This is a genomic window from Rhizobium viscosum (assembly GCF_014873945.1).
Classification (GTDB): Bacteria; Pseudomonadota; Alphaproteobacteria; order Rhizobiales; family Rhizobiaceae; genus Rhizobium; species Rhizobium viscosum.
This window is the reverse complement of the sequence record NZ_JADBEC010000002.1, coordinates 832680-849106: the sequence shown is the minus strand read 5'-3', so window position 1 is coordinate 849106 and position 16427 is coordinate 832680. Positions and strand designations below refer to the sequence as shown.

Here is a 16427-nt window from a genome sequence, read left to right as displayed (position 1 = left end):
TTAGGCATGAATGTCGTGGAAGCCGGCAACGAGCGCGCCAGCAAATTCCGGGCTGTTGATATGGGCGTCTATCTCGATGAGGCGCCTGTTCGGCGCATCGTGCCATCCGGTACGGATGGCGGAAAACAGCGCCGCGTCAGCTTGCGGATCGTGGAACGGCTGCCCGGCGGCGTCGATTGCCGAAACGCCCTGAAGCGGCAGCAGGAAACGGACCGGGCCTTGCATCCGGTTGAGCCGGTCGACGATGAAGGTGCCGATCCGGCTGTTTTCTTCCGGCGTGGTGCGCATCAGGGTCACCTGCGCATTGTGGACGTGAAGCCTGCGGTCGCGGAAAGCTGCGGGCACCGTTTCCCGCGCGCCGAAATTCACCATGTCGACGGCGCCGACCGAACCGACATAGGGCAGGCCGGTGCGGATGATGGCGCCGAAGCGATCCTCGGTCGCCGGAAAGACGCCGCCGACAAGGAGATCAGGAACCTCCGTCGTCGTCACATCGATCACACCCTGGAGGAGACCTGAATCGGCAAGTTTCTCCATCGATTGGCCACCGACGCCGGTCGCGTGGAAGACGTAAATTTCATGCGTCTTGCCGAGCATTTCGCGGACCTGGGTCACGCAAGGCGTGGTGACACCGAACATGGTCATGCCGATCCCCGGCCGATCATCCGTGGAAGCGGGAACGGGGTTGCGGGCCATGCCGGCCGCCGCATTGGCCGCATTGCCGATTACCTTGCGCGAGATTGCATTCAGGCCGGCGACGTCGACGACCGAATACATCATGGTGATGTCGTTGGGTCCGACGTAAGGCGCCACATTGCCCGAGGCGACCGTTGAGACCATCAGTTTCGGCAGGCCGATGGGGAGCGCCCGCATCGCCTCCGTCACAAGCGCGGTATTTCCGGTTCCGCCGAGGCCAAGAATGGCGCCGATGTCATCACGCGATTTCAGGAATGCCGACAGCGCCTTGGCCATGGCCGAGACTGCCGTTCCCCGGTCGGTCTGCCCAAGCACGGCCGCAGCCCCGTCAAGGTGAAATTCCGCGACTTCGCGCGGCCGGATATCGACGCCGGTACCGGTCCCGACCGTACCGACATCGACGAGCACCGCATCTGCTCCAGCGGAAACTATCACCTCTCTGGCGTAATGTAGCTCTGCTTCCTTGGTGTCGCATGTGCCGACGACATAAACCTTTCCCATTGGTTTCCTCCTCTTTTCGATCCGTTTCCGGTCGTCTCCTATAAAATTCCTATTTTTGTATTTTCCATATTGTATATTCTTTCGTATATTGCATACTTAAATCACGAATGCCAGACGGAAATGGAGACCATGAACGCATCGCGCCACCTCACCCTTCGCGAGCGGATCTACGAGGAGATCGTTCGCCTGATCGTCTCCGGCGAACTGCCGAGCGGCGTGTCGATCGACGAAAAGGAACTGACGGAACGCCTGCAGGTCAGCCGCACGCCGTTCCGGGAAGCAATCGGCACGCTTGCCAAGGAAGGGCTGATCGAGATCAAGCCTTATCGCGGCTTCTTCGTGCGCAGCTTCACGCCGAAGGAGATCGACGACCTCTATAATTTGCGCAAGACGCTTGAATGCTTTGCCGTCGAGCTTGCCGTGCCTGAGATGAGTGACCGGCACATCGCAAACTTCGAGCGCATTCTGGATGAGGCGGTGGCGGCGCTGCGCCGCGGCGACATGGCGACCTACGGTATCCGCGACAAGGAATTCCACGAGACGATCGCCGAGCTATCGGGAAGTGTTCCGCTCATCGAAACGCTGGCGCGGCTTGCGCTGCAGATCCAGATCTGCCGGTCGATTGCCAATGAGAGCCGTGATCTCGCAGAGCGGGCAGCCGAGGAGCGCGATCAGATCCTGCAGGCTTTCCGGGCGCGCGACATTAACCGCGCAAAGGCGCTGATGCGCGCGCATATCAGCGACGTCCAGCAGGCCGTCATGGCGCGCTTTCAGAAGGAAAATCCGGCGAGCTAGCTGGATGCGTGAAGGAGAGGGAGGTCTCCTTTTCAACGACCGAAAAACGTGGCCATGGAGAGGCCCAGGAGGAGGGAACAATGCTGAAATTTCTTGCCCGCGGAACGGCACTGGCGGCGATGATCGCCGCAAGTTCGCTGGCGCATGCCGAGACCCTGAAGATGTGGGGTCCCGAACAGATCACCGAGCCACTGGTCGCGCAGCTGTGGAACGGCATCAAGGCCGATTTCGAAAAGGCCAATCCCGGTGTAACAGTGGAATTCATGCCACCGACCGGCACGATCAGCAACGGCGCGGTGCAGGCGGCGATCCAGTCGGATGCCGGCCCGGACGTGATCCTCACCAACTCGGGCATCGGCCGCATCAGCGTCGTCAAGAACGCCAAGCAGGTCATGCCGCTGACCGACCAATATGAAAAGCGTGGCTGGAAGGACAAAATCTATCCTTGGCTCTACACCGAGCTGAAGGGCCAGTTCGGCGGCGAGATCTATGAGGTTCCTGACGGCCTCGATGCGCTTGGCATCTGGTACCACAAGGACCTTTTCGAGCAGGCGGGCTGGAAGATCCCGGCAACCTGGACCGAGTTCGAAGCGCTGATGAAGTCGATCGGCGAGACCGGCCTGCAGCCGATCGCCATTGGTCCGCGCACGACCGGCAGTGCCGGCCATCTCTTCGGCAACCTGCTGCAATCGGCAAGCGGCAAGGACGTGATCGGCAAAGCGCTGCGCCGCGAGATCGCCTGGGACGATCCCTCGGTCGCCGCCGGCGCCATCAGGCTGCAGAAATTGGTCGAGGCGGGCTACATCAAGAAGGAAATGGCAGGCCTCGATCTCGACGGCGCCTCACGCCTCTGGTTCAACAAGCGCGCGGCGATGTTCGTTGCTGGCCCGTGGTTCACTGCCAATGCCCGCAAGGCCGGCTATGACCTCGCTAACGCCGGCTATGCGCCGATGCCTTCCGACATCAAGGGGGCGGCGATGCCGACCGGCGGCGTCGGTTGGAGCTGGCTCGTGCCTGTTAATTCCAAGCAGCCGGAGCTTGCAATGAAGTGGATCGACTTCATGCTGTCGGACGCAGTGATGAAGAAACGCGCGCAGGATCCGGCAAGCACGATGATCTATCCGCGCGAAATCCCAGGCGTCGAGCCGCCGACCCCTGTTCTCAAAGATATCTTCGCGGCTGCCGCTGGCGGCGTCGGCTACAATCCGAGCGTCTATCTGCCCGGTACCGTGCTCGACACCTACTTCCAGGTCATCCAGGGCCTGATCTCCGGCCAGATCGGCGGCGAGGACGGCATGAAGCAGCTCCAGGCGAAGATGGCAGAGGCGAAATAGTGGTCATTCCAGAAACGCCCGGAAGCAAGATCGTGGCTCCTCTCGGGGATGCGTCTGCCGCGGCGGGACATACGGGTGGTCTGTCCGCCCGTATGTCCGAAGGCCGGACGGCCGGCGCCGCCTTACCCGAGGGCTCGCCCAATGGCGATGCCCGCACCGCGTTCTGGCTGATGGCGCCGGCACTCGCGCTCTACGCCGTCTTCACGCTGCTGCCGATTGCCGCGACCTTCTGGCTGAGCTTCAACAGCTCCGCCGGTTTCAACACCTCCGCAAGCTTCGTCGGCGTCGGCAACTACGCCAAGGCGGCGCAGGATCCGATCGTCTGGAAGAGCCTCGTTCATACCTTCCTCTGGCTGGCCTATCATGTGGTGATGGCAGGGGGGCTCGGCCTCCTGCTGGCGCTTGCCGTCAGCACGCTCAGGATCACGCAGGTGTTCTTCCGCACCGCCTTCTTCCTGCCGCATCTGGTCTCGCTTGCCGTCGTCGGCGTCATCTGGGCCAATATCTACGATCCGTTTTTCGGCCTCCTGAATACGGCCCTGACGCGGGTCGGGCTCGGCGCCTTCACGCAAGGCTGGCTTTCCGATCCTGCTCTTGTGCTGTTCTCCGTCAATGTCGCAAGCTCCTGGCAGGGTTTCGGCCTATATATGCTGCTCTTCATCGCCGGCCTGCAGAATATCGACCACTCGCTTTATGACGCGGCCGAAGTGGATGGCGCCAACGCCTTCCAGAAGCTGATCTACGTGACGCTGCCTGGGCTGCGCGAAGTGACGACCTTCGTCGTCTCACTGGCGATGATCAACGGCCTGAAGGGTTTCGCCACGGTCTTCGTCATGACCAATGGCGGGCCGTTCTATCAGAGCGAGCTGATCACGACCTATATCTACCGGCTCGCCTTCCAGTCTCAGGATCACGGGCTTGCAGCGGTGCTCTGCATCCTGCTCAGCCTGCTGGCGATCGCCATCACCATCGTCTTCAACCGCTGGCGCGCGAGGCTTTCCCAATGAGTGTGCGCAATCGCGAATGGCCGGTGGCGCTGGCGCTGACGCCGGTCTTGATCCTGATCCTCGCGCCCTTCGTCTGGCTCCTGATCTCGAGCTTCAAGACCGAGGCCGAGATCGGCCGGGCCGATCCCTTCACCTGGCCCGCCGATCTGATGTGGCGGAACTATCTCGACGCCTGGCAGATCGGCGGGTTCGGCGACCTCGTCGGCAATAGCCTCATCAACCTCATCGGCGTCGTCCTCCTGTCGCTCATCACCTGCGCGCCAGCCGGTTATGCCCTCGCCAAGATCCGTTTTCCCGGCCGGGAGTGGCTGTTCTATGCCTTCATCCTCGGCCTCACCGTGCCGGTCCAGGCGATCGTCATTCCGCTCTATCAGGTGCTCTTCGGGCTGAACCTCGTCAACACGCTTGCTGGTATCGTGCTGGTGCAGGTCAGCAACGGCATTCCCTTCGGCATATTCCTGATGCGGAGCTTCTTCATCGGCGTACCAGATGACTTGATCGAAGCGGCCAAGATCGACGGCGCTTCGCATTTCCAGATCCTCACCAAGGTCTTTTTACCGATCTCGACGCCGGCGGTTCAGGCGCTCGTCATCATCAGCGCGCTCTCCACCTGGAACGACTTCTTCCTGCCTCTGATCGTGCTGATCAGCCCCGAAGTGCAGACACTGCCGCTCGGGCTCGTCCGTTTCGCCAGCACCTATGCTTCCGACTACCGACTGGTCTTCTCAGGGACCGTCATTTCATTCCTGCCGATCATTCTTCTCTACATCCTGATGCAGCGCCGCTTCACCGAGGGCCTGACGCAGGGAGCAATCAAGGGCTGACCATGTCGCATCACGTCCAGCGGGAAATCCGCTACAATTTCGAATTCGATCACCGCATCAAGGCCTGCTTCATTGGCGCCGGCGGCCATGCCTACCGAAATGTCTATCCGGCACTGCGTTATGCGCCGGTGGAACTCGCCGGCATCTGCGATCTCGATCTCGGTCGCGCCGAGAAATTCGCCAAGCTCTTCGGCGCCGGCAAAGCCTATACCGATCACCGCGAAATGCTGGACCGGGAAAAGCCGGAGCTGGTCTTTCTCGTCACCGCCTATCATCCCGACGGCCGGGTGCAGGCGACCGATCTGGCGCTCGACGCGCTTGCGGCAGGCTCGCACGTCTGGATGGAAAAACCGACGGCGGCAAGCATCGAAGATATCGAAAGGCTGCAGGCGGCAAGTGCTGCGGCCGGCCGCATGGTGATGACCGGTCTCAAGAAGACCTTTTTTCCCACAATCGAGAAACTCAGGGATTTGATCGGCTCGCCCGGCTTCGGCAGGCTGACCTCGATCAATGTCCGCTATCCCCAGAGCCTGCCGAGACCGGAAGACCGCGCCGATCTCGTGAAGATGCAGAGCTTCCTCGATCATATCTACCATCCGGGCGCGATCCTCAATTTCCTCGGCGGCGAAATCGAACGCGCCGGGTACGAATGGGAAGCGCAGACGGGCGCGACCGTCACCAGCCTGCGCTTCCGCTCCGGTGCGATCGGCACGCTGCATCTTGCCGCCGGCCAATCCGGCGGCAGCATCTTCGAGCGGGTCGAGATCATCGGTGAAGGCGCAAACGCCATCGTCGAGAACGGCAGCCGGCTGACCTACTTCCGCAAAGCGGACTTGCCGGCCTACGGCCGCGCCGCAAGCTTCATTCAGCCCGACGAGAATGCGGCGCTCTTCTACGAGCCGGAGCATTCGCTCGGCCAGCTCTATAACAACAACCTCTTCTATCTCGGCTACGTGCCCGAAATCCTGCATCTGACGGATGCGATCCTCGCCGGCACGCCCATTACCCGCGGCACGCTCGAAATCGCCATCGAGATCATGAAACTATTCGAATTCTACAGGCGCACGGATGCCGGCGTCACCAGCAATCTCTGACAGGGGAGGGACAGCCTTGACCGATAGCGATGTCATTTTCCGGAAAGCCGGCGGCGAATTCATGCCGACCTCTTGGGGCGAGCTCAATTGGAAGATCACCGGCGACGGCACACCCGGCGCCGAGATGACCTTCGGCACCTGCCGCATCAATCCCGGCGAGCGCAATCAGCTGCATTCGCATCCCGATTGCGAGGAGATCCTCTACGTCGTTTCCGGCAGCTGCGAACACAAGCTCGGCGATTCGCTCTACCGGCTCGAGGCGGGCGATGCCATCCGCATCCCCCGCAATATCCGTCACTGGGCGCGCGCGCTCGGCACCGAACCGCTCTTCGCCCTGATCATGTTCTCCTCCGGCACCCGCACGGCGGTCAATCATGAAGGCGAAGGCGCGGCCTAACACGGCGATCACTGGTAGGAGGAATATCATGGCGTCGATCGCGCTTCACAACATTCGCAAGTCCTACGGCAATCTGCCTGTCATCCATGGCGTCGACATCGACATCGACGACGGCGAATTCATCGTGCTTGTCGGGCCGTCCGGCTGCGGCAAGTCCACGCTGCTGCGCATGATCGCCGGACTGGAGACGATCTCGGACGGCCGCCTTTCGATCGGTGGCCGCATGGTCAACGACCTGCCGTCGAAGGAGCGCGACATTGCCATGGTGTTCCAGAGCTATGCGCTCTATCCGCATCTGACGGTGGCCGAGAATATGGGCTTTTCCCTAAAGCTGCGCGGCACGTCCAAGGATGAGATCGGCCGCCGGGTGCAGTCAGCCGCCAGGATCCTTGCGCTGGAACCCTATCTCGACCGCCATCCGCGCCATCTCTCGGGCGGCCAGCGCCAGCGTGTCGCCATGGGCCGCGCGATCGTGCGCGATCCGAAGGTCTTCCTCTTCGACGAACCGCTTTCCAATCTCGATGCCAAACTGCGCGTGGCGATGCGCGCCGAGATCAAGGAACTGCACCAGCGACTGAAGATCACTACTGTCTACGTCACCCATGATCAGACCGAAGCGATGACCATGGCCGACCGCATCGTCGTGATGCACGACGGCATCGTCGAGCAGATCGGAACGCCGCTGGAAATCTATGATCGCCCGGCAACCACCTTCGTCGCCGGTTTCATCGGCATGCCGGCAATGAACCTGCTCAAAGGCCGTATCCAGGCCGACGCCCCTTCGATCTTCCGCACCGATAGCGGCGTCGCTATGCCGCTGTCAGTGCGTTCCCGTTCGGCCAATCCCGGCGAAGAACTCATCTATGGCATCAGGCCGGAACAGTTCGTCATCGTCGACGAGGGAATACCGGCGAAGGTCGTGGTCGTCGAGCCGACGGGCGCAGAGACACAGGTCGTCGCCCGGATCGGGGAAGAGAATGTCAACATGCTGTTTCGCGAGCGCGTTGCCGTAAGGCCTGGTGATACGATCCGATTCGCCTTGCGGTCCGCCGGCGAACATCTGTTTACAGCCGGAACAGGCAGGCGTCTTCCCGACGCAGACGCCTGAAGCAGCCGTTTTCCCGCCGGGCCTCTCAACCTGCCCGGTGTCGGACAGTATTCCCACCATCCAGCCCTACCGGATCATCGTTTATGTTGCAGCGAAAAAACTTGCTGACCAGCGCACGGTGCGCACCGCGTCTAGAACTCTTCCCAGTTGCCCTCGGTCGCCACCTCTGCAGGCGACGTGCCAAGCGCGACTGCGAGCTTCCCGCCGAGTGTGCGGACCGGCGAGGCAGCGGGCTTAAAGCCGGTGGCCGAGCCGGGAACCGTTCTATGCGCAACGAGCGTCGCGACAGGGCGCGCCGACGGCGACCTGATAGGCGCACGAGCGGCAGAGGCCGCCTTTGCCGCCTGGCCGAGATTGAACTGGGCCAGACGCCCTGAGAGAGCAGATACTTCCGTCACCAGCGTATGCGAGGCGGCGTTTGATTCCTCGACCATTGCGGCATTCTTCTGGGTCGACTGGTCCATCTGGTTGACTGCCGTGTTGATCTCCAGGAGACCCGTCGACTGCTCTCGGGCGGCCTGGACAACTGCCTGGACATTGATGTCTATCTGCTGCACTTCGGCGACAATCGCTTGCAATGCTTTGCCGGTCTGGCCGACCAGGCTGACGCCACGCTTGACCTGGTCGCCGGACGAGGTGATCAGCGCCTCGATCTCTTTGGCAGCCGCTGCCGAGCGCTGTGCGAGTTCACGCACTTCCTGCGCGACGACGGCGAAACCCTTGCCTGCTTCCCCAGCACGCGCCGCTTCAACGCCGGCATTGAGGGCCAGCAGGTTGGTCTGGAAGGCGATGTCGTCGATTACGCCGATGATATTGGAGATCGACTGCGAGGATTGCTCGATGCCGTTCATCGCTTCGACGGCACTACGCACGACCTCCCCGGATTTTTCAGCTCCTTCCTTAGTCCGACCAACGAGAGCCCCCGCCTCCTCGGCGCGAAGGGTGGAGTCCTTGACAGACGTAGTGATCTGCTCGAGCGCGGCGGCGGTCTCTTCGACGGAAGCCGCCTGCTGCTCTGTGCGGCGCGCGAGATCATCGGCGCCCGAGCGGATTTCCTCTGAACCAGCTTGGATGACGGCAGCGTTTTCAGAGAAGGAAATCAGGGCTGCCTGGAGCTTTTCCACAGACGCGTTGAAATCGACGCGGATCTCGTCAAGGGAGTCAGTGAATGGCTTTTCCAGACGGACGGTCATGTCTCCATTCGAAAGGCTGGCGAGTCCGTTTCCGAGTTCGCTCACCGCGAACTTGATCGAATCCTCACGGGCGGCATGGAGGACGGAACGTTCCTGCCGTTCGATCTCCTCGCGAGTTCGTGACGTTTCCGCATCGGCTTCGAGCTTGATCTTCTGACGATTGCTTTCCAGCAGGATGCCGAGGGAGCGTGAGAGGTCGCCGATTTCGTCCTTCGCATCCTTGTCGCTCAGTTGCACGTCGAGTTGGCCATGGGCGATACGATCGGTCTCGGCGATCACGCCTTCTATGCGGCGGATGAATCTCCGGGCAATGAGCCAGCCTGCGAGACCGAGCAGGAAAGCGGCGACGGCCGTGACCGCAACTGCGCTCCAGACCATATTATTGAGTTGGGCGAAGACCGTGGATTTGGGCACCGAGACGACCGCATACCAGTTCAGGTTATCCGTGAGCTTTACGGGATAGGCGACCGAGAAATAGGTCTGGCCGTCGGGGCCTGCGATCTCCTGTTCGATGCCGGGTTTTGCGATCAGCCGATCCCAACCGGCGGTCAGATCGCCGCCATCCTTGATATTCGTGCCTGCGAGTTTGGCGGAGGGATGGCTGATGATGCTGCCGGCGCCCGTCACGAGACTGAGATAGCCGGTCTCCATCGGGTGGACTGCAGAGATCGCCTTGTTCGCATCATCGAGCGAAATGTCCATGCCGGCCACGCCGAGCGCCTTGCCTTCGACCATGATCGGCTTGGCAACCGAGGTCATCAGCACGTCCTTGCCGTCGACGGCGTAAACATAGGGTTCGATGACGACGGTCTTTTTCTGAACAAAGGGAAGCTGGTAGTAATCGCCGGCGCCTGACACGGTATAATCGACCAGCGGCGTGTGCTGAATCTTGTCACCACTGCGTACCCAGTAGGGCACATAGCGTCCTGTAGCGTCGTGGCCTTCCTTGTCGACGAAATCCTTGTCCTTACTGTCGAAGGCGTTCGGTTCCCAGCCGGTCCAAACGCCAAGCGCCATCGGATTGTCCTGCAGCGTGTTCCTGAGCAGGGCGTCGGCGGCCGCGCGATCCGAGTTTCCACCTTCCCTCATCGTCGATAACGACGTTTCCAGCCCGTTGACGATATTCAGCGCCACGCCCATGGATTTCTCAACGTTGAGAGCGTTGGTGGCAGCGATCTGGAGCATCTGGTCGAGGTTCGATTTGCGCATATCGTTGTAGGCGATATAGGAAAGGACGCCCGATGCTGCGATCGTGGCGGCGACACCGCAGGCCGCCACGGAGAAAATATTGCGTCCGGTAGCCGATTTGAACTGCATGCGCTTGCCTCCTCGAGCGGGCATGATCGAGCGCACCCCGATCTATTCCTTCCCGGCTCCTCTGACCGGGAATTGATTTCGGGACGCGCCTCAACGTTACGAAAATCGTTTGCGAATTAAGGAATATTCGAAGAGGCTTAATTTAGGGTGTATTGTTCGGTATTTGCTGGTGAAATGGCAGCCGTTCACCCTTTGATTTGTAACAATCTGACGACAAGATAGCGTCGCCTTCACTTACGGCGGACCCAGAATGGGACCGATTTTGCGGCATTCTATCAGGCTATTTCGCGCCAAGTGAGCATCGCAGCGATTCGCGGTATCGATGTTGCGATGAAGATGGCCGGTCGTCTGTTGCGAGAATGGAGAAGTGTGGCGAGCCCGATCCGGAAGCGGAACAGAAGGTCGTGGGGCAGTCGTTCCCGATTCTGCTTGCGCACCCCTGACGCTCCTGCGGCTGCCCTTCCTCACGCCCTCAGGTGACGCGAAAAGCGTCGGCTGCGGCCGGCAGGACCTCTCGGCGCGATCATCCGATAGGGTTAGCGGATGCGTATTGTAGAATATGCGGATATGCGCATAATTTCTGCGGATGGCGCTGCCAGGCAAGATCGGTCGAGGCTATGGGGGATCCCGTGGAAACAGTTGTTGACGACGCCCATGCTGGCGCAGTTTCGCCCGAACTCGTGGTCGATGCACTGTTTGCATGCCGAAAGACTGCAGCGATCAGGGCGGCCATCGAGCTCGATCTCTTTACTCATATCGGCGAGGGCAAAACGGCAGCATTGCTGGCGTCGGCGACAAGCGCTTCGGAGCGTGGGGTGCGCATCCTGTGCGACTACCTCGTGGTGCATGGTTTCCTGACGAAGGAGAGCGGACAATACCGAATGACGCCCTCGACCAGAATGTTCCTCGATCGCAATTCGCCGGCCTATATGGGCTCCGCCGTTGAGTTCGTAGCCGCTCCCGAAGTGCTGGATAATTTTCTGCGCGATCCGGCCGCTGTCGTGCGAAACGGCGGTTCGGCCGGGCTTGCGAACATGTCGGCGGACAACCCGGTCTGGGTGAAGTTTGCGCGGGGCATGGGCTCCTTTACGGGGATGAGCGCCAAAATACTGGCTGGCGAAATCTCCGGCTGGCCGAGGCCTCCCAAAAAGGTTTTGGACATTGCTGCAGGTCCAGGCGTTTTCGGGATCGAAATTGCGAAGGCCGTTCCATCGGCGGAGATCGTCGCCGTCGACTGGGCTGCCGTATTGCAACTGTCGCAGCAGAATGCGGAACAAGCCGGCGTGGCTGACAGGTACCGGACAATCGCCGGCAGTGCCTTCGATGTGGAGTGGGGCACGGGTTATGATCTCGTGCTGCTTCCGAATTTTCTGCACCACTTCGATTTGCCGACATGCGCCCAACTGTTACGAAGGATCATCGCGAGCCTTGCGGAGGATGGTCGGATCGTCGCTGTCGATTTCGTGCCGAACGAAGATGGCGTGTCGCCGCCTTTTCCCGCGGCCTTCTCCTGGGAGATGCTCGCCAGCACGCCGGCAGGTCAGGCTTATACGCAAAGTGAGCTGACTGAGATGGCAAGGCTGGCCGGCCTTGCCGGCGTCATGGTCAAACCGATGCCGCCAACTCCGGCAAGCCTCATTCTCTTTGAATAGCTGGCGACCGTCGTCTGGCGCACGACTACCCGGTCGCTCAGACCCTCAATCCATTGCGTGATGCGGTGCTGAGCAGCCGAAATGGCTGCGGAAACAGGAGATTTCGCAGCCTCTCAATTGAGAAAGATCAGACTCGCGGCGCCGATCAAGCCAGCATGCTTTCCGAGTTGCGCCGGCACGACCGGCACATCGCGATAAGCGGGCATCGCCCGCTCCTGAATGGTGGCCTCGATCGGTTTGCGGAGCAGATCGTAGCCGTGGGAAATTCCACCACCCATGACGATCATGTCGGGCGAATAGAGATGGAGCAGATTGGTAAAGCCGATACCCAGCCAGCGGGCTTCCCTGTCAATCAGCGCAAGGGCTGCTCCGTCACCCCCGCGCGCAGCCTCGACGACGTGTTGGCCCGTCACGTCGCCATCGTGTGACAGCGCTCGTAGCACCGAACCGTCACCCGGTTTTGTCAGTGCTGTCGCGCGCCGGCCGAGTGCCGTGCCCGAAGCCACCGCCTCGAAGCAGCCCACCGCCCCGCAAAGACATTGTTCGCTCTCGCTTGTGATGGTCATATGGCCGATTTCGCCTGCGAGCCCGCGGCGCCCATGCACGATCCGGCCATCGGAAATCACCCCGCCGCCGATGCCGGTGGACACGGTGACGAACACCAGCGAGGCCACGCCGCGGCCGGCGCCGAAACGCCACTCGCCGAGAGCGGCGGCGTTCGCATCATTCTCCAACCGGACAGGCAGGTTCAAGCGGTCCTGAAGAAGGCGCGCGAGGGGGACTTCACGCCAGCCCGAGAGCGTCGGCGGTGCTGTAAGGATGCCCGCGACCGGATCGAGCGGGCCGGGTGCTCCGATGCCGATACCAAGCGGCCTGGCGTCGGGACGTTCCGAGCAGGTTTTCTCGGCAAGCATCGTGATCTGTTCGATGACTGCATCCGGTCCGTCCCTGGCGCGCGTCGGCACGGATGCGAAAGCCAGCAATGTGCCGCCGTCGCCAACCAGTGCGGCGCGCAACTCCGTTCCACCCAGATCGAATGCAAGCGCAACTCTGCTCATCAGGGCCGGATCTCCAGGGCATGCAGCCAGGCGATACGCCCCGGCAGATCCATGTCGCCGAACGCCAGCGATCCGAGCACGACCGTCTCCGCGCCTGCTGCGCGCAACAGTGGAACGGTCTGTTCGCGGATGCCGCCGTCCGCCGCAAGAACAATGTCCTTTTCACGTCCGGCACGCTTCATCAGCGACCGCGCTTCGCGCAACCGGTCGCAGGCTTTGTCCGAAAGGCTTTGTCCCTTGACGCCGATCGAGGTCCCGAGCAGCGTGAAGAAAGCGACCTCGGTGAGAAACGGCTCTGCCTTGGCGACCGGAGTTTCCAGCCGCAGAACGACACCGGCTTCGGCCCCAAGCTCCTTTGCGAGTGCCACCGCGCGCAAGCCTGCTTCACCGTTCTCGGCATGAACGCTGACGAGATCGGCGCCCGCCTCGATGAACTGGCGCGTCTGCTCCTCGACGATCTCAGCTTCGACCATTAGGTGCACGTGGATCGGTTTTGCCGTCAATTTGGCGATGCGGGCGACGAAATCCGGGAAGAACAGGAAGCCGGGTGTGAAGCGCGCGTCGGCAACGTCGATATGGTGGAGATCGACATAGGGTTCGATGCGATGAAGGTCGCGCTCCATATTGGCAAGATCTGCGGACCAGAGCGAAAACTCGCCGAGCAGCCTATGCCGGGGCAATGCGGCGATGGTGCCGCCCGAGAGAGATTTCGATGTCATGGCTGAGCGACGCTCCGATGTTTGAATTCTGTGATGAGGAATTGCTGGATCAAAGTTCGGACCGCGGCGAAATGAGCTTCCGCATCCGCTGCCTTTGCCGGCACTTCGAGGAAATGCGCATTTGGAAGCGCGTCAGCCGTCAACCGTGCAACGGCGAGAGGGTGAATGGCATCCTGCCGGTTGCCGAGGACGAGGGTCGGAATAGCAAGCTTTGCCGCGTCTTCTTGCGAAACGCCGGTGCCATCCGAGGCGATGTCATCAAGTACGTCGGCAAAGGCTAACGCATCCGGGCGCTCGAAATAACCGAGCAGGGAGGCGAGATTGTCTGGCGCTTCCACCCGCAGGCGTTCCGCTGTCGCCGACCCGGCAAAAAGCGCCTGGCCTTCGGCAAGTGGATGAGATCGAAGCAAGGCTGCGATCTTGCGGATCGGCGCCAGATTGTCGGGCGCGCGGGCAAAGGACCAGGCCGGGCGGACAAGGATGAGGCCGACGACGCGCTCGGGGTGCGTTTTTGCCAGATGTAGCGCGATGGCCGCGCCCATGGAGATGCCGCCGGCAATGAACCGGTCTATTCCCTTTTCGTCCGCCGCGGCGATGACGTCGGCTGCGAACATCGCAATCGAGAAGGGGCGCTGCGTTCCGAGCGTCGAGCTGCCATGTCCGCGGCACTCGGTCGTGATCCGCCGCCAGTCGAGCCCCTTGGGGAGAACCTGTGCGACCTGCGCCTCATTGCCTCCGAGCCCATGTTGAAAGAGCAAGGCTTTGCCTGTCCCGAAGTCGTGGACGGACAGGTCGGCATCATCTCGCCTGAGGGTGATCTGCACCTTCATCGGATCAGATCCGTAAGGAACCTGGCGACGGCGGGTGCCTCTTCCGCCGCAAGACCGTGCGTGACGAGCGCACCGTCGAAACCGGTCACGCGCAGGCCGTCGATGAAGGCAGGGAAATCGACGATACCTTGACCTACTGTCGCGAAGCGGCCATCGGCATAACGATCCTTCGCATGGGCCATCGCTACGTACCCGGCCGAGATATCGATCGCCCTGTCGACGATGTCGGACACTTCGGCCGGCGTCGCCTGCTCGAAGAGGTTTGCCGGATCGAGCACGATGCGCAGGCGCCTCGAGCCCATCTCTCCGATCAGTCGCACCGCATCAACGGCGGAGGTGACGATGTTTGCTTGTTCCGGCTCAATGCCGAGATCGATGTCGTACCGCTCGGCAAGTTCCAGCGCTTTTTCCATTTCGGCCGCCATATCGGCCCAGGCGGACGAAAGCGCATTGTCCGGATGATGCATCCATTGGTCTTGGGCATGCCGGCTGCCGGTGCAGAGCGTCACCAGCGGAATCTGCAAGGCCGCAGCCGTTTCGATCACCACGCCAAGCTGTTTGAGCCCCCTTTCCCGCACGGATTTGTCCGGATGGGCCATGTTATAGGTGCCTGAAAGTGCCGCGAGCGAAACGCCGGTCTCTTCAGATGCCGCCTGGATCGCGCCAATCGTTTCCGGCGCCACTTCATCCGGCATCGACGGCAGGCCGACGCAGGCGAGATTGAACTGCGTCGTCGCAAATCCGCTGTTACGCACGGCCGAGAGCACGCGCTCGGGGTCTGTGCCGGGGAAGGTCTTTGCAAAGATGCCAAGCTGCATCAGACCGATCCCGTGACCGTTGCGAGTTCGACGCGTTCGCCCGTTTCGACCGAGCGGGCGATGGCGACCATGGCGCGGATGGAGGCAATGCCGTCCTCTATATCGGCGCCGCGCATCGGCGCGCCGTTCAGCACGGTATCGGCGAGCCCTTCCAGTTGCCGGCGGAAGAAGTGCCCGTCGGCACCCAGTGGCTTGCGGGTCGTCGCATCCTTTTCGTGGAAGATCTCGACTTCACTTGCCCTGAGGTACCAGGGATTGAAGGTCTTGGCGATCACCGAACCGTTTTCGCCATAGAGCTGGAAGCCCTCATGCCAGTCCATGCGGACTGCGACCGTCAGATCGAGATGACCGAGCGCGCCATTGGCGAACTCGGTTTCCACGAACCAGCAATAGGCGCCGGCACGCTCGAGAAGGCGGGCTCGCACCGCGACGATCTCGCCACACAGGAAGCGGGCGGTATCGACGAGATGCGAGCCATGCGCCAGCATGAAATACTGGCGCAGGTCAGCCTTGGGATTTCCGGAAGGTTTTCGGGCGAATTTGCTGGTGATCGGCAGCGGCTGGACCGCGTCAGTGTTGGTGTAGCGGTGGGTGGAGTCGCAGTACCAGGCTTTTAGCGCGAAGATCTCGCCGATATCATCACGGACAAAATCCCGGGCAGCCTCCAGCGCCGGGTCGAAACGCTTCATGTGACCGACCTGCAGCACTTTGCCGGAGCGCTTGACGGCGTCGGCAAGCGCTCGGCCCTCCTCGATCGTCACACCGGTCGGCTTCTCGCAGAGCACGTGCTTTCCGGCATCGAGCGCCTTGATCGACATCGGCACGTGATAGGCGTCTGATGTGGCGATGATGACGGCTTCGAGCTCGGGATCGGCGAGCATCTCGTCATAATCGGCATACATCTTCTGAGGTTCGTATGTCGCGCCCATACGCGCAAGCAGGTCGGGTGCTGCGTCACAAATTGCGTAAAGGTCGGCATTCCCAGCCTTCACGCAGGATTCGAGATGGGCGAACTGCGCGATCGGGCCGCAGCCGAGCACGCCCACACGCAGCCGCCGGTCTTCCTTACGGATCATTGTCTCTT

Annotated in this window: 15 protein-coding genes; 8 read left to right on the top strand and 7 right to left on the bottom strand. The window is 61.5% G+C overall.

What is annotated here, in order from left to right:
• Complete coding sequence (locus tag H4W29_RS24740) at window positions 1-1197, bottom strand: Tm-1-like ATP-binding domain-containing protein (protein WP_192731493.1); 1197 nt, start codon at window positions 1195-1197, stop codon at window positions 1-3.
• A 129-nt stretch (window positions 1198-1326) separates the two neighbouring features.
• On the opposite strand from H4W29_RS24740, the gene H4W29_RS24735 reads away from it, so the two are divergent.
• The 7 genes from H4W29_RS24735 to H4W29_RS24705 all read left to right on the top strand — a co-directional run bounded on the left by H4W29_RS24735 (window position 1327) and on the right by H4W29_RS24705 (window position 7756).
• A complete protein-coding gene (locus tag H4W29_RS24735; RefSeq protein ID WP_192731492.1) occupies window positions 1327-1992 on the top strand; it encodes a GntR family transcriptional regulator in 666 nt (221 codons plus the stop codon).
• A gap of 80 nt (window positions 1993-2072) precedes the next feature.
• On the top strand, window positions 2073-3326 hold the full coding sequence (locus tag H4W29_RS24730; RefSeq protein WP_192731491.1) for an ABC transporter substrate-binding protein: 1254 nt from the start codon (window positions 2073-2075) through the stop codon (window positions 3324-3326).
• Window positions 3326-4333 (top strand): carbohydrate ABC transporter permease, encoded by a 1008-nt coding sequence (locus H4W29_RS24725; protein WP_192731490.1) that lies wholly within the window; start codon window positions 3326-3328, stop codon window positions 4331-4333. Before H4W29_RS24730 ends, H4W29_RS24725 begins: the two co-directional genes overlap by 1 nt.
• Window positions 4330-5157, top strand: a complete 828-nt coding sequence (locus H4W29_RS24720) for a carbohydrate ABC transporter permease (protein ID WP_192731489.1) — start codon at window positions 4330-4332, stop codon at window positions 5155-5157. The genes H4W29_RS24725 and H4W29_RS24720 overlap by 4 nt, the downstream gene beginning before the upstream one ends.
• A gap of 2 nt (window positions 5158-5159) precedes the next feature.
• On the top strand, window positions 5160-6251 hold the full coding sequence (locus H4W29_RS24715; protein WP_192731488.1) for a Gfo/Idh/MocA family protein: 1092 nt from the start codon (window positions 5160-5162) through the stop codon (window positions 6249-6251).
• A 16-nt stretch (window positions 6252-6267) separates the two neighbouring features.
• A complete protein-coding gene (locus tag H4W29_RS24710) occupies window positions 6268-6648 on the top strand; it encodes a cupin domain-containing protein (RefSeq protein WP_192731487.1) in 381 nt (126 codons plus the stop codon).
• 28 nt (window positions 6649-6676) lie between these two features.
• Window positions 6677-7756, top strand: coding sequence for an ABC transporter ATP-binding protein (locus H4W29_RS24705; protein ID WP_192731486.1), 1080 nt, complete (start codon window positions 6677-6679; stop codon window positions 7754-7756).
• 131 nt (window positions 7757-7887) lie between these two features.
• Here the strand turns inward: H4W29_RS24705 and H4W29_RS24700 are convergent, their stop codons facing one another.
• A complete protein-coding gene (locus tag H4W29_RS24700; RefSeq protein WP_192731485.1) occupies window positions 7888-10266 on the bottom strand; it encodes a methyl-accepting chemotaxis protein in 2379 nt (792 codons plus the stop codon).
• Between the two features lie 629 nt (window positions 10267-10895).
• On the opposite strand from H4W29_RS24700, the gene H4W29_RS24695 reads away from it, so the two are divergent.
• A complete protein-coding gene (locus H4W29_RS24695) occupies window positions 10896-11918 on the top strand; it encodes a class I SAM-dependent methyltransferase (protein WP_192731484.1) in 1023 nt (340 codons plus the stop codon).
• A gap of 113 nt (window positions 11919-12031) precedes the next feature.
• On the opposite strand, the gene H4W29_RS24690 is transcribed toward H4W29_RS24695, so the two are convergent.
• The 5 genes from H4W29_RS24690 to H4W29_RS24670 are packed head-to-tail and all read right to left on the bottom strand — an operon-like array spanning window position 12032 to window position 16419.
• On the bottom strand, window positions 12032-12976 hold the full coding sequence (locus H4W29_RS24690; RefSeq protein ID WP_192731483.1) for an ROK family protein: 945 nt from the start codon (window positions 12974-12976) through the stop codon (window positions 12032-12034).
• On the bottom strand, window positions 12976-13695 hold the full coding sequence (locus tag H4W29_RS24685) for a ribulose-phosphate 3-epimerase (RefSeq protein WP_192731482.1): 720 nt from the start codon (window positions 13693-13695) through the stop codon (window positions 12976-12978). Before H4W29_RS24685 ends, H4W29_RS24690 begins: the two co-directional genes overlap by 1 nt.
• Window positions 13692-14525, bottom strand: coding sequence for an alpha/beta fold hydrolase (locus H4W29_RS24680; protein WP_192731481.1), 834 nt, complete (start codon window positions 14523-14525; stop codon window positions 13692-13694). Before H4W29_RS24680 ends, H4W29_RS24685 begins: the two co-directional genes overlap by 4 nt.
• Window positions 14522-15343, bottom strand: a complete 822-nt coding sequence (locus H4W29_RS24675) for a sugar phosphate isomerase/epimerase family protein (protein WP_192731480.1) — start codon at window positions 15341-15343, stop codon at window positions 14522-14524. The genes H4W29_RS24680 and H4W29_RS24675 overlap by 4 nt, the downstream gene beginning before the upstream one ends.
• Complete coding sequence (locus H4W29_RS24670) at window positions 15343-16419, bottom strand: Gfo/Idh/MocA family protein (protein ID WP_192731479.1); 1077 nt, start codon at window positions 16417-16419, stop codon at window positions 15343-15345. The genes H4W29_RS24675 and H4W29_RS24670 overlap by 1 nt, the downstream gene beginning before the upstream one ends.
• Between the last annotated feature and the right edge of the window lie 8 nt (window positions 16420-16427).

Excerpts from the sequence above, each read along its gene's own strand:
- H4W29_RS24680 (WP_192731481.1), bottom strand. The coding sequence starts at position 14,525 with ATGAAGGTGCAGATCACCCTCAGGCGAGATGATGCCGACCTGTCCGTC.
- H4W29_RS24690 (WP_192731483.1), bottom strand. The coding sequence starts at position 12,976 with ATGAGCAGAGTTGCGCTTGCATTCGATCTGGGTGGAACGGAGTTGCGC.
- H4W29_RS24670 (WP_192731479.1), bottom strand. The coding sequence starts at position 16,419 with ATGATCCGTAAGGAAGACCGGCGGCTGCGTGTGGGCGTGCTCGGCTGC.
- H4W29_RS24700 (WP_192731485.1), bottom strand. The coding sequence starts at position 10,266 with ATGCAGTTCAAATCGGCTACCGGACGCAATATTTTCTCCGTGGCGGCC.
- H4W29_RS24705 (WP_192731486.1), top strand. The coding sequence starts at position 6,677 with ATGGCGTCGATCGCGCTTCACAACATTCGCAAGTCCTACGGCAATCTG.
- H4W29_RS24735 (WP_192731492.1), top strand. The coding sequence starts at position 1,327 with ATGAACGCATCGCGCCACCTCACCCTTCGCGAGCGGATCTACGAGGAG.
- H4W29_RS24730 (WP_192731491.1), top strand. The coding sequence starts at position 2,073 with ATGCTGAAATTTCTTGCCCGCGGAACGGCACTGGCGGCGATGATCGCC.
- H4W29_RS24675 (WP_192731480.1), bottom strand. The coding sequence starts at position 15,343 with ATGCAGCTTGGCATCTTTGCAAAGACCTTCCCCGGCACAGACCCCGAG.
- H4W29_RS24740 (WP_192731493.1), bottom strand. The coding sequence starts at position 1,197 with ATGGGAAAGGTTTATGTCGTCGGCACATGCGACACCAAGGAAGCAGAG.
- H4W29_RS24715 (WP_192731488.1), top strand. The coding sequence starts at position 5,160 with ATGTCGCATCACGTCCAGCGGGAAATCCGCTACAATTTCGAATTCGAT.
- H4W29_RS24720 (WP_192731489.1), top strand. The coding sequence starts at position 4,330 with ATGAGTGTGCGCAATCGCGAATGGCCGGTGGCGCTGGCGCTGACGCCG.
- H4W29_RS24685 (WP_192731482.1), bottom strand. The coding sequence starts at position 13,695 with ATGACATCGAAATCTCTCTCGGGCGGCACCATCGCCGCATTGCCCCGG.